The organism is Staphylococcus sp. FSL W8-0774 (assembly GCF_038006785.1).
GTDB lineage: Bacteria > Bacillota > Bacilli > Staphylococcales > Staphylococcaceae > Staphylococcus > Staphylococcus pasteuri.
The window spans coordinates 109368-122571 of sequence record NZ_JBBOVW010000001.1; the positions used below are offsets into that span (position 1 = coordinate 109368).

The 13204-nt window shown below is 33.1% G+C and carries 11 protein-coding genes; 9 read left to right on the plus strand and 2 right to left on the minus strand.

What is annotated here, in order from left to right:
• Window positions 1-6 precede the first annotated feature (6 nt).
• The 9 genes from cntA (at window position 7) to NSQ15_RS00540 (ending at window position 9099) form a co-directional block, all read left to right on the plus strand.
• A complete protein-coding gene (gene cntA, locus NSQ15_RS00500) occupies window positions 7-1605 on the plus strand; it encodes a staphylopine-dependent metal ABC transporter substrate-binding lipoprotein (protein ID WP_017637777.1) in 1599 nt (532 codons plus the stop codon).
• 12 nt (window positions 1606-1617) lie between these two features.
• Window positions 1618-2553 (plus strand): nickel/cobalt ABC transporter permease, encoded by a 936-nt coding sequence (opp1B, locus tag NSQ15_RS00505; RefSeq protein WP_340746865.1) that lies wholly within the window; start codon window positions 1618-1620, stop codon window positions 2551-2553.
• Window positions 2550-3419, plus strand: coding sequence for a staphylopine uptake ABC transporter permease subunit CntC (gene cntC, locus NSQ15_RS00510; protein ID WP_070451625.1), 870 nt, complete (start codon window positions 2550-2552; stop codon window positions 3417-3419). Before opp1B ends, cntC begins: the two co-directional genes overlap by 4 nt.
• A complete protein-coding gene (gene cntD / locus NSQ15_RS00515) occupies window positions 3416-4231 on the plus strand; it encodes a staphylopine uptake ABC transporter ATP-binding protein CntD (RefSeq protein WP_070451627.1) in 816 nt (271 codons plus the stop codon). The genes cntC and cntD overlap by 4 nt, the downstream gene beginning before the upstream one ends.
• Window positions 4224-4973, plus strand: a complete 750-nt coding sequence (locus NSQ15_RS00520) for an ABC transporter ATP-binding protein (RefSeq protein WP_029056710.1) — start codon at window positions 4224-4226, stop codon at window positions 4971-4973. The genes cntD and NSQ15_RS00520 overlap by 8 nt, the downstream gene beginning before the upstream one ends.
• A gap of 11 nt (window positions 4974-4984) precedes the next feature.
• Window positions 4985-6166, plus strand: a complete 1182-nt coding sequence (gene cntE / locus NSQ15_RS00525; RefSeq protein WP_340746866.1) for a staphylopine family metallophore export MFS transporter CntE — start codon at window positions 4985-4987, stop codon at window positions 6164-6166.
• A gap of 207 nt (window positions 6167-6373) precedes the next feature.
• Entirely contained in the window at window positions 6374-7012 is a 639-nt protein-coding gene (locus NSQ15_RS00530; RefSeq protein ID WP_029056712.1) for an HD domain-containing protein, read from the plus strand.
• A 236-nt stretch (window positions 7013-7248) separates the two neighbouring features.
• The gene (locus NSQ15_RS00535) at window positions 7249-8049 is read left to right on the plus strand and encodes a CPBP family intramembrane glutamic endopeptidase (protein WP_017637770.1); all 801 of its coding nucleotides are present in this window, start codon (window positions 7249-7251) and stop codon (window positions 8047-8049) included.
• 213 nt (window positions 8050-8262) lie between these two features.
• Window positions 8263-9099, plus strand: coding sequence for a tandem-type lipoprotein (locus tag NSQ15_RS00540; RefSeq protein WP_070451631.1), 837 nt, complete (start codon window positions 8263-8265; stop codon window positions 9097-9099).
• 258 nt (window positions 9100-9357) lie between these two features.
• Here NSQ15_RS00540 and ggt read toward each other — a convergent pair whose 3' ends face one another.
• Both ggt and NSQ15_RS00550 read right to left on the minus strand, forming a co-directional pair.
• The gene (ggt, locus tag NSQ15_RS00545) at window positions 9358-11370 is read right to left on the minus strand and encodes a gamma-glutamyltransferase (protein ID WP_124760293.1); all 2013 of its coding nucleotides are present in this window, start codon (window positions 11368-11370) and stop codon (window positions 9358-9360) included.
• Between the two features lie 42 nt (window positions 11371-11412).
• Window positions 11413-13191 (minus strand): ABC transporter substrate-binding protein, encoded by a 1779-nt coding sequence (locus NSQ15_RS00550; protein ID WP_340746867.1) that lies wholly within the window; start codon window positions 13189-13191, stop codon window positions 11413-11415.
• Between the last annotated feature and the right edge of the window lie 13 nt (window positions 13192-13204).

Sequence of the window (13204 nt, forward strand, 5' to 3'; positions counted from 1 at the left end):
AAATTAATGAAAACAAAAACTAAAATAAGCGCAATTTTATTAGCATCAGGAATTGTATTAGCAGGATGCGGTGGTGATAAGGCATTACAAGATAAAAAGGATCAAAAGACACTATCCTATACAACTGTAAAGGACATTGGTGATATGAATCCTCATGTTTATGGAGGATCAATGTCGGCGGAAAGTATGATATATGAACCATTAGTACGTAACACTAAAGATGGTATCAAGCCATTATTAGCTAAGAAATGGGACATCTCGAAAGACGGGAAGACATATACGTTTCATCTAAGAAAGGACGTCAAATTCCATGATGGTTCAAAATTTAATGCAGACGCTGTGAAGAAAAATATTGATGCCATACAACAAAACAAAAAGTTACATTCATGGTTAAAGATTTCGACATTAATTGATGATGTCAAAGTGAAAGATACATACACGGTACAAATTCATTTGAAAGAAGCATATCAACCTGCATTAGCAGAATTAGCAATGCCTCGTCCATATGTGTTTGTATCACCTAAAGACTTTAAACATGGAACGACTAAAGATGGCGTGAAATCGTTTGATGGTACAGGTCCGTTCAAAATGGGCGAACATAAGAAAGATGAATCTGCTACCTTTAATAAAAACCAACACTATTGGGGAGAATCTTCTAAATTAAATAAGGTAGAAGCAAAGGTTAAACCAGCAGGAGAAACAGCATTCTTATCTATGAAAAAAGGTGAGACTAACTTTGCATTTACTGATGATCGAGGTACAGATAGTTTAGATAATGATAGTTTAAAACAACTCAAAGAAACTGGAAATTACCAAGTCAAACGTAGCCAACCGATGAATACCAAAATGATTGTTGCTAACGCTGGTAAGAAAGATAGTGCGGTAAGTAACAAATCGGTTAGACAAGCCATTGGACACATGGTTGACCGCGATAAAATCGCAAAAGATATTCTTGATGGAGAAGAAAAACCAGCTACACAACTTTTTGCAAAGAACGTGACAGATATTAATTTTAATATGCCTACGCGTCAATTTGATAAGAAAAAGGCTGAAGCATTATTAGATAAAGCAGGCTGGAAGTTAAATAAAGATAAACACGTACGTCAAAAAGACGGTAAAGACTTAGCTATGTCAATGTACTATGACAAAGACTCAACAAGTCAGAAAGAACAGGCAGAATTTTTAGAAGCAGAATTTAAAAAGTTAGGCGTCAAATTAAATATAAATGGTGAAACATCAGATAAAATTGCTGAACGTCGTACATCTGGTGACTATGATTTAATGTTCAATCAGACATGGGGATTACTTTATGATCCACAAAGTACTATTGCTGCATTCAAATCAAAAACAGGTTATGAAACTGCTACATCAGGTATTAAAGACAAACAACAGTTATATAACAATATCGACAATGCATTCAAAATTAAAAATGCGAAAGAACGTTCAAAAGCTTATCAACACATTTTAAAACAAGTCGATGATGAGGGTGTCTTTATTCCAATTTCTCATGGCAGTATGACCGTAGTAGCACCTAAAGACTTAAAAAATGTATCCTTCACGCAATCACAATATGAATTACCATTTAATGAAATGCAATATAAATAAAGGAGCATCTAAATGTTCAAATTAATAATAAAACGTATTGCACTCATGTTTCCGTTATTGATTGTAGTGAGTTTTATGACATTTATGATGACGTACCTATCCAATGAATATCCTGCTGTAACGATTCTACATGCACAAGGAACACCGAATGTTACAGAGCAATTAATTACTGAGACGAAAAAGAAGTATGGTCTTGATGCACCTATTCTTATTCAATATAAAGAATGGTTACAACAAGCAATACAATTTAAATTTGGGACAAGCTATATTACAGGAGACCCGGTTTCAGAACGTATAGGTCCTGCATTTATGAATACATTAAAATTAACATTAATTTCTAGTCTATCAGTTATGGTGACATCTATCTTTTTAGGTGTGGTGAGTGCACTAACTAGAGGTCGTAGTACAGATCGAGTAATACGATTGATAGCATTCTTTTTAACAGCTTTACCATCATATTGGGTAGCATCAATGCTCATTATTTTTGTATCAGTTAAGTTAAATTTATTACCAACATCAGGATTAACTGGACCAGAAAGTTATATTTTACCTGTTGTAGTTATTACAATGACGTATACTGGTATTTACTTTAGAAATGTACGACGAGCGATGATTGAACAACTTAATGAAGAGTATGTGATGTATTTAAAAGCGAGTGGTGTATATACTATAACCTTATTAAAACACGTATTACGCAATGCATTACAAGTCGCTGTATCTATTTTTTGTATGTCGATACCTATGATTATGGGTGGCTTAGTCGTTGTTGAAAATGTTTTTGCATGGCCAGGATTAGGACAATTGAGTATTAAAGCAATTGTCGAACATGATTTTCCAGTTATACAAGCTTACGTGTTAATTGTTGCAGTTTTATTTATTGTCTTTAACACACTGGCAGATATTATTAATGCCTTGTTGAATCCTAGGCTGAGGGAGGCGACAAGATGATGATTTTAAAACGATTATTACAAGATAAAGGTGCAGTAATTGCATTAATTGTTATAGCGACTTATATCATACTCGGGTTAACAGCACCGTTCATTACAGTCCATGAACCCAATCATATCGATACAGCGAATAAATTTGCTGGTATTAGCACATCACATTGGTTAGGCACAGACCATTTAGGAAGAGATATATTGACGAGGGTTATTTATGCTATTCGACCAAGCTTATTATATGTATTGATTGCATTATTTGTATCGGTCGCAATTGGAGCCATACTCGGATTTATATCTGGATATTTCCGGGGTTATATTGATGCATTGATTATGCGATGTTGTGATGTCATGTTGGCATTCCCAAGTTACGTTGTCACTTTAGCGTTAATTACATTATTCGGAATGGGTGTGGAAAATATTATTCTGGCATTTATACTTACACGTTGGGCATGGTTCTGCCGTGTAATACGTACTAGTGTCATGCAATATACCGCAGCCGATCATGTAAAATTTGCTAAAACGATTGGTATGAGTCATTTATTGATTATTCGTAAACATATTCTTCCATTAACATTAGGCGATATTGCCGTTATTTCTAGTAGTGCCATGTGTTCTATGATATTACAAATGTCAGGATTTTCATTTTTAGGTTTAGGAGTAAAAGCACCAACAGCGGAGTGGGGCATGATGTTAAATGAAGCACGTAAAGTGATGTTTACTCATCCTGAATTAATGGTGACTACTGGTATTGTTATTGTCATTATTGTTATGGCATTCAATTTTCTATCAGATGCGTTGCAAGTGGCAATAGATCCACGCATTTCTTCAAAAGAAAAATTACGTGCAGTTAAGAAAGGCGTGATGCATGAATGACGTTGTTAAAAGTAAATAATTTAACAATTATAGATTCTTGGACAGGTAATGTACTTGTTGATGATATTAACTTTCAAGTTGAACATGGTGAAACACTAGGTTTAATAGGTGAAAGTGGTAGTGGTAAATCCATTACTTGTAAATCATTAATTGGACTTAATCCTAATCGTCTTAAAGTTACTGGAGACATTTGTTTTGAAGGTCAACAACTATTGAATTTGTCAGAGCAACAATTACGACAATATAGAGGTAAAGATATTGCGATGGTCATGCAGCAAGGTGCAAGAGCTTTTGATCCGTCATCAAGAGTCGGCAAACAAATGATGGAAACAATGCAAGCACATACATCATTATCAACACAAGAAATTGAAGAAACGCTTATTAAATATATGACGTATATGAATTTAAAAGATCCTAAAACCATTTTGGCATCTTATCCATATATGTTGTCAGGTGGCATGCTGCAACGGTTAATGATTGCCTTAGCCTTAGCATTAAAACCAAAACTCATTATTGCAGACGAACCAACAACTGCATTGGATACGATTAATCAATTTGACGTGTTGGAAGCATTTGAAGATATTAAACAACATTTTGATTGTGCCATGATATTTATTTCGCATGATTTAACAGTTATTCATAAAGTTGCAGATCATGTACTCGTTATGAAAGAGGGACAATTGGTTGAAGAAGGAACTAAAGAAGCGGTCTTGCATGATCCTCAACATGAGTACACGAAATATTTATTATCCACAAAGCAAAAGGTGAATGATTATTTTCAACGTGTAATGAGAGGAGATTGTCATGCTTAAAATATCAAATGTTGAAAAGCATTATGACAAACGAACGCGATTTAGCTCTAAAACAGAACCTATCGTTAAAGATGTAAGCTTCGATTGTCCTGTAGGTCAATCTATCGCTATTATCGGTGAGAGTGGCAGTGGTAAGTCTACACTAAGTCGTATGATATTAGGCATTGAAAGACCAGACAAAGGTAACGTGACATTAAATGAGCAACCGATGTATATAAAAAAGGTAAGACGTCATCAAATTAGTGCAGTATTTCAAGACTATACATCGTCATTACATCCTTTTCAAACTGTAAGAGATATTTTATTCGAAGTCATGTGCCAGTGCGATAAACAAAGCTTGAAAGAAATGGAAACAACGGCAACTCAATTATTAGATGAGGTAGGATTATCCAGTAATTTTCTAGAAAAATATCCCAATATGCTATCGGGCGGAGAGGCACAACGTGTTGCTATTGCAAGAGCAATATGTATTAACCCAACATATATTTTATTTGATGAAGCCATAAGCGCGCTAGACATGTCGATACAAACTCAAATTCTAGATTTATTGAAACGGTTAAAAGAAGAACGGAACTTAAGCTATATATTTATTACGCATGATATTCAAGCGGCAACGTATTTATGTGATCAATTAGTTATTTTTAAAAATGGTCAAATTGTGGAAAGCCTTCCCACATGCCATTTAAATACAACACGTAATGCTTATACAAGAGCGTTAATAGAGAAACAATTATCATTCTAAGGAGTGAGTTAATGAAAGGTGCAATGGCTTGGCCATTTCTAAGATTATATATACTAACTCTCATGTTCTTTAGTGCGAATGCCATTTTGAATGTGTTCATTCCATTACGAGGTCATGATTTAGGTGCAACCAATACAATGATAGGTATCGTTATGGGTGCCTACATGTTGACTGCAATGGTCTTTCGTCCATGGGCAGGACAAATTATTGCACGTGTTGGTCCAATTAAAGTACTACATATTATTTTGATTATTAATGCTTGTGCACTGATATTATATGGATTTACTGGATTAGAGGGATATTTTTTAGCAAGAGTGATGCAGGGTGTATGTACGGCATTCTTTTCGATGTCGCTACAACTAGGTATTATAGATGCTTTACCTGAAGAACATCGCTCAGAAGGTGTCTCTTTATACTCTCTATTTTCAACGATACCTAATTTAGTAGGACCACTCATTGCTATAGGTATTTGGCATCTGGATCGAATGTCAGTATTTGCCGTAGTCATGATTGCTATAGCGTTAACGACAACATTCTTTGGTTATCGTGTCTCATTTGCAGGTAAGGAACCTGATACTAGTCACAAAGTTGAACCCTTACCCTTTAATGGTGTGACTGTGTTTGCCCAATTCTTTAAAAATAAGGAACTCTTAACGAGTGGGTTGATTATGATTATCGTGTCGATAGTCTTTGGCGCAGTGAGTACATTTGTTCCATTATATACTGTGAAATTCGGATTTGCAGACGCCGGTATATTCTTAACGATTCAAGCGATAGCGGTGGTATTAGCTAGAATTTATTTACGTAAATACATTCCATCTGATGGGTTATGGCACCCGTTGTATATGGTGAGTGTGCTGATGTTGCTTGCCGTTGCAGCGATGTTAGTTGCTATTGGACCTAACATACACGCACTCATATTTTATAGTAGTGCCATATTGATTGGTACGACACAAGCACTTGTTTATCCAACGCTAACATCATATCTAAGTTTTGTGTTACCGAAAGTTGGTCGTAATATGCTATTGTGTTTATTTATTGCATGTGCAGATTTAGGTGTGTCATTAGGTGGAAGTCTGATGGGCCCCTTGTCAGATTTAGTAGGATTTAGCTGGATGTACACCATTTGCGGATTGCTCGTTGTGTGTATGATTGTGATGAGTATGTTTAAAGGAGCACGATATGTTAAATAGAAAGATGTTATTAGTCATAGTCATTTAGTTGAAATATTAAGCGGTTGTCTTTGTAAACTAATTGCTTGTCTACTTTTTGATGTGAAAATATGTTCTGAAGTAGTACTTAGGTATCTCTATATTTGTGATTTTATATTATGTATAAAGATTACCAAGCCTTTATGAGTGGAATAGATGTAATATCACAATAAGAAGGGTCGTATAACCATGATTAGAGATATTAATGAAGTCACTGTTCCAGATAGTAAGATTGTTCAAGATGCACAAGGTATTGTTCACGAACATGGTAATGAATTAATTTGGAATCATTCAAATAGAGTATATTTATTTGGAGAAGTTAAAGGTATTCAAGATAAACTCAAATACGATAAAGAGTTACTATATATTACTGCTTTATTCCATGATTTAGGTCTAACTAATCAATATAGTAGCGATGATTTGCGTTTTGAAGTAGACGGCGCTAATGCGGTGAGACAATTTTTAGAAACGTATAACTATGATGAAAGAGATTTACAATTAGCATGGGATTCTATTGCATTGCATACGACACTTGGAGTAGCAGAGCATAAAGAGAATAACGTAGCATTGCTATATCATGGTGTTGGTATGGATGTTATGGGAGATAATTGGAATCAATATTCTGATGAAATTCGAAAAGCAGTTGTAGATAAATTTCCACGTGGCAATTTTAAACATGATGTGATTCGAGCATTTTATGATGGTTTCAAACATAAACCAGAAACAACATTTGGTAATATCAAATCTGACGTTATTAAATATTTTGAACCAGAATATCCTCAAAATAACTTCTGTTCATGCATTTTACGTTCAAATTGGGATCATTAGATTTGGAACTTAAGTTCGACGGAATATGAAAATTAAATAGGAATTTAAATTAAGGAGTTCTCGTACATAGTGTGCGAGGACTTTTTATTTTGTTTTGAAAAATCATTCTAATCAATTTTTAATGTTAATTATAAAAATAAAGAATACTAATAAACTATTTTTTATTTTGGAGTAATGTTATATTAATTATATAATTAATTAGTTTTAAATATTAAGATATATAAGGTGGTTTTGATATGGAAGAAAATAGATTTGATAACGATAATGTAGATGTAAATAGAAATCAATTTAATCAAGAACAAAGTAATGATATCAAACCTAAAGGAAATCTTGCGCTAAATATTTTAATATTTATAGGTTGGATGATATTAGCACAATTACCAGTTATTGCAATAATAACTCTTGTAAGTCTTTCTGTTAAAGCTGAGGTTTTAAGTATAACAATAGGTACTATTATATATCTTTTTGTTATTGCTATAGTGATTTGGTTAATAAGACGATACTACTTAAATCATACATATGAAAAAACAAAAGGTTTTAGTCTTAAAGACTTAGGTATAGCCATAGGTTGGGCAATTATATTAAGACTAGTTGTATATGGATTCACATACTTACTAAAATTAACCACTGGTTCAATGCAAACAGATAATGATAAATTGCTTTTTGGTGACGTCAATGCTCAAGCACAAGACGCTAGTCAACTTGGACAAGTATTTCCCGTAATTATATTTGTGATTACACTTACTTTTTTAGTTCCATATCTAGAGGAATTGATTTATAGAGGCATTTTTAAAGAAACACTATTTAGAAAATCAGTATTCTGGTTGCCTTTCATACTTTCATCGATTGTCTTCGCCTCACAACATGGCATTAATAATATTATTGCATTTTTAATGTATATGATAATGGGTATGATTTTTTATCTTGCTTACTCAAGAAGAGGTAACATTAAAGACAGTATGACAGTACATATGATTCATAATGGCCTTATTGGTGTTATGATACTCATCAATTATTTTTATATATTGTTTAAATAATAAAGTGATAGTTGAGATAAATGGAGGTTACAGTAGATAACATATTCCTTTCGAAAAAGCAGTCGACGAGAAAAAATATTATAAGAAAATATTAATGTTTCGCTAAAACAGGTCTAGTACTTACATGAAAAGATTTTATTAAAAATTGAAAATGTAAATCACAAAGAACAAGGTGGATTGACTCATTAAAATACAGAAAGAAGTGACTTATAGTTGATTTCTAAAAAATTGTTGAGTGTTATATTACTACCAATCATTGCAATAATCATCATTATAAGTGGTTATTATGGATTTAAAATTACTAAAGAAAACGCAATTAAAGGTAGTCTTTCACATATATTTAAGCCACTTCCTATGAAAAATCTTGATGTTTTATTTGATAAACAAGGGATAAGAGCTGAAGAAAAAGGTGGCAGGGGGTTAGAAGCCGACGACAAAGGTGTATGGGAACTCAAATCCTTTACAACGAAACGTAAAGGTGAAGAAGGGGACACTGTAACTGAAGGTGTTGAGATGAAATTTAATAGACAGACTCATGATGCTAGTGGTTATTACTTTGTAGATAAAGATAATTATAACAGTGAGACTTATGAACATGATAAAGAGGAAAAACATTATCCCGTTGAATATAAAAACAAAAAGCTTAAATTAACTAAAGAAGCAAAAGAAAAGGGGATTAGTAAATCATTAGAACAGAAGATAAATAATTTTAAATTTTTAGTAGAATTTGCTGATTATAGTGATATTAAAGATTATAAAAATGGAACCATAACTTATAGTTATGGTGATAGACCGTCTTATACCGCAGAATATCAACTTGATAATAAAGATAAAAATGTAAAAGAGATTAAAAACCGTTTTGATATTAATACGAATAAAGCGCCAAAAGTTTTATTTGATGAATCAGGAAACATAGGTGCTCGTAAAATAGGTGACCAACATATAGAATATAATTTTGTAGATAATGACAAAGAAACCATAACTTATACAGATATCATCGAATTTACACCATCAGAAGACGAAGAGGATAATGAAGTGAGTATTGAATAAAATAATATGGTGAAATTAATAAAAGTAACTATTTTTTATAGTATGTCGGGTATAAACTAATTGAATATGTAGACAAAAGAAATATTTATTAGATGCAGAACAAAATATGTTTGCTTATGATGTTTATGGTTACGATGGAAACACAATTGTCTTATAATCAATATGAGGCAATAGTTATTACATAATATCTCAAAATGATATATAAATAAAAAAACAAAAATCAAGCTGAGCGCCCAATTCGGTTGCTCAGCTTGTTTGTTATCTTGTGATACTGTCTCTATCGTATCGATAGTATTTGGCTTGTGTTTCGGTAATGCGTTGTTGTGTATCTTTATAAATAGAAATACCATTTTCAGTTTTATGAAATTGATAATTTAATTGATGAGCAAGTTGTTCAATATTGATAAAACGACTATCCTGACCTTGTTTTTCAATAAAATACTCGACTTCATAGTCTTTTTCATTAATATCAAATAGCAATTCGACAACATCATTTCTTAACCAAAAATCACCATGTTCCTTAATAATCTGGTTCTTAAATAAAGGTAGTCTCACGTGATTGTATTCAATATGATACTGCGTAAAATCATCGATATTTAAATCATTCTCTTTCTCTCTGACATCATAGATAGGGCCACCTGCAACTGTCCCTTCTCTTGTATTATCAGCGCCACCGATAACACCATTTTCCAAAAATTGTAAACCATGTACATCACCAATATAAGGGTCTGGTCGATGTTCAAAAGCGTGTCCCTTGGCAATAAGTTTCAAAATAAGTGTTTGATCAAATTGTGGTTCCCATTCTATACGAGAAGGGTTACTTGTGTATATTCTTGGCTCATCAATTGCTTCCTGGATAGACATCCCGAAGTCTAAAACGTTAATAATGGTTTGTACAACACTAGCGATGATACTAATTGCACCTGGTGCGCCAACTTCCATGATAGGTTTCCCATTTTCAGTAATGATTGTTGGGGCCATATTACTCAACGGACGTTTATGTGGTTCGATTTCATTAATACCACCTGAGATGACATCAAAGCCGTCCATTGTGGTATTAAGTAAAACACCGTAACCTGGAACTGTAATACCAGAACCATAAATCATTCCTATAGATGTAGTGAAAGAGGCTACGTTACCAAATCGGTCTGTTACAGAAAAATGTGTCGTTTCGGTATGGTTTTCATCTATATGAGTATGACTTTCTACACGAGAACTATTACTTAACTCACCATGTTCAATATTAAAATTAGCAATATGTTGATTAATGATTTCGCTACGTTGCTTTAAATAACCCTCATCAATAAGCTCGCTGACTGGTACATCATAAAAGTCCTCATCAGCAATATATTTGGCACGGTCACTGTAGGCAATCTGCATTGCTTGAACAAGATGATGTAAGTAATCGGTGGATCGTGCTCCCATACTTTTTAAATCAAATGATTCTAGTATTTTCAAAATTTGTATCAAAGTAATACCGCCTGAACTAGAAGGTCCCATAGAATGTATTTGATAACCTCGATATTGGGCAGTTATAGGTTGTTTGATACGAATATTATAATGCTTTAAATCTTCTTCATTAATTGTCCCACCATATTTGTTTACAACATTTACCAATTGTTTCGCGATATTGCCAGTATAAAATGCGCCAAACCCTTTATCTCTTAGTAAGCGTAATGTACGAGCTATTTCTGGAGATTTAATCCAATCCCCGTCATGGATATAATCATCATCTTCTTTAGTAAATGCACGACGTGTTTCAGCGTACTTGTTAATTCTTTTAAGTTGTTGTTGTGAATATTTTTCAATCGCCCAATTAGCACGATGACCGTGTTCGGCTAATTCAATCGCCGGGTTAATCAAGTCAGCTAAATTCAATTTGCAATAATGTTTGTGTAAATATTCAAAGAGCTTTGCAATTCCTGGAACCCCCACGATAGAGCCATGTGTCGTTAATTCTAAAAAACTTTTATAGTGTCCTTTTTCATCTAAATAAAAGTGCTTGTCTACATTGCTAGGGGCAGTTTCACGTGCATCGAATATAGTTAAATCGCCTGACGTATTGTCATAATATAATAAGTAACCACCGCCACCTAATCCAGAGGTAAAAGGTTCCACAACATTAAGTACTAGTTGAATGGCGATTACTGCATCTATGGCAGTTCCACCTTTATCAAGTATATCTTTTCCCACTTTAGCTGCGAGTGGATGTGACACTGAAACCAAGCCTTCTTGTGAAGTTAATTGATATTTGAAATGCGTGTCCGACATCGAATAGTGCCTTCTTTCTAAAATAGAAATCTTTGATATGAGTTATTTTCTTTGATTAATCTCAGATTCAACTTTATCTAAATCTTGTTTTTGCTCATTACCTGTATCAAGTAATGGTGTAACAGGTGAACTTATTTTGAATTTATCTCCACGGTAAAACTTAATGAATTGATCTTGGTCTATAGCATTAACCACAGCTCGTCTTAAATGTGGATTGTCTTTAAATACACCACTCTTACTATTTAAAATTAAGAATACCGATTTACGTCCATGTTTACTAATCATACTTAAATCTTTATCAGATTTTATTAATTCAAAATGTTTTTGATCTATGTCAGCAAGTATATCGATTGCATGGTTTCTTAATTCGGACAGTGCACTTGCTGGGTCACCATTGAATTTCAAAATAATATTCTTAATTTTAGCTAGACCGTAGCTGTCTTTTTCATCGATATTAAAACCTGGATTACGTTGGAAAGTAGCTTGATAATTGTCTTTTTTAGTCATAATGTACGCACCACTAGTAACGAGTTCATTTTGACCGTCATCAGATTTAGGTACAGTATTAGGTGCTCCAAAATCTTTGCCTTCTTCTTTCAGCTTTTCAACGTAATGTTTTGATAAAATACCAGCTGATGAGTGTGTTAAATAGTTAACTTCTTTAGGCATTGGTTGATCAGTTGTAATTTTAATAATTTGATATTTACCTTCAGCATTATTAACTTCACTATCTTGATTTGTTATATCTTTAACTTTATAACCTTTAGTTAATGTATCCCATACCGATTTGCCAGATGCTGTTTTAGTCTTCTTAAGTTCTTTCTTATCATCATTTGTTAACTCAGTAATATCTTTAATATGTTTATGCATATTATAAGTCACATGGTTAGGAACAACATTTTTATCTCTAGCACGGTTGAGACTGAATAGGACATCGTCTGCTAATACTTTTTCATGTGTATTTTCTGCTTTGCCATTTTTTACTTTTACAAAATAGTTATCGTCTCTTAATAAGAAATAAAATGCATTGTTATCTTTGTTAGATGTATAGCTACGACTAAGTGATCCATCAGTTGTGATTTTGTCATTATCATTAAGTGTTAATAAACGTGTATACATGTTCATATTGATATTGTAGACATTAGGCGCAATAGAACGAATAGGGTCTAGAGATTGGAATTCACCATCAGGTTGTGTCATCACTAAAGGTCGTGTATTACGTAATTTTTTATCATTATAATCAAATTGTTGCCAAATAAGCGCGCGAGAATTAGGTAAACCAACACTATTTTTATTTAAAATTTTATTGTCATAAACGAGATTTTTCTTCGAACCATATAAAGGTGCCATGAATCCTTCGTCGAATATCACTTTATCTTCTAACTTTTTATATGTATTTTTAGCTTCAGAAGTATTTTCTTTAGATGCTTTATTGATTAATGCATCGATTTTAGGGTCTTTAATCAAACTATTTGAGCCTGTAGAGCTAAATATTGCATTCATTGCATAGTTAGGATCGCCAAATACTGTTGTCCAGTCATCGATTTGAATATCATAATTACCAGCTTGACGTTGTGTACGATAACTACCGTAATCAGGTTGAACATTCATCTTTACGTTAAAACCAGCTCGCTCTAATTGTTGTTTAACAATGTTCATATCATTTTGATAACTCGCTTGACCTAAAAAGCGAATCGTCGGTTTAGTACCTTTAACGTTGACTTGTTTGTTTTTATCTTTCGTATCATCCTTGCCAGGTACACCACAACCACTTAGTATCAAAGTTAAACTTACTGTTAATGTTAATAAAATTCTTTTCATATAAAATCATCCT

Bases quoted from the DNA above. Each gene is read 5' to 3' on its own strand.
- NSQ15_RS00530 (WP_029056712.1), top strand. From the start codon at position 6,374: ATGATTAGAGATATTAATGAAGTCACTGTTCCAGATAGTAAGATTGTT.
- cntA (WP_017637777.1), top strand. From the start codon at position 7: ATGAAAACAAAAACTAAAATAAGCGCAATTTTATTAGCATCAGGAATT.
- NSQ15_RS00535 (WP_017637770.1), top strand. From the start codon at position 7,249: ATGGAAGAAAATAGATTTGATAACGATAATGTAGATGTAAATAGAAAT.
- NSQ15_RS00550 (WP_340746867.1), bottom strand. From the start codon at position 13,191: ATGAAAAGAATTTTATTAACATTAACAGTAAGTTTAACTTTGATACTA.
- opp1B (WP_340746865.1), top strand. From the start codon at position 1,618: ATGTTCAAATTAATAATAAAACGTATTGCACTCATGTTTCCGTTATTG.
- cntD (WP_070451627.1), top strand. From the start codon at position 3,416: ATGACGTTGTTAAAAGTAAATAATTTAACAATTATAGATTCTTGGACA.
- NSQ15_RS00520 (WP_029056710.1), top strand. From the start codon at position 4,224: ATGCTTAAAATATCAAATGTTGAAAAGCATTATGACAAACGAACGCGA.
- cntC (WP_070451625.1), top strand. From the start codon at position 2,550: ATGATGATTTTAAAACGATTATTACAAGATAAAGGTGCAGTAATTGCA.
- ggt (WP_124760293.1), bottom strand. From the start codon at position 11,370: ATGTCGGACACGCATTTCAAATATCAATTAACTTCACAAGAAGGCTTG.
- cntE (WP_340746866.1), top strand. From the start codon at position 4,985: ATGAAAGGTGCAATGGCTTGGCCATTTCTAAGATTATATATACTAACT.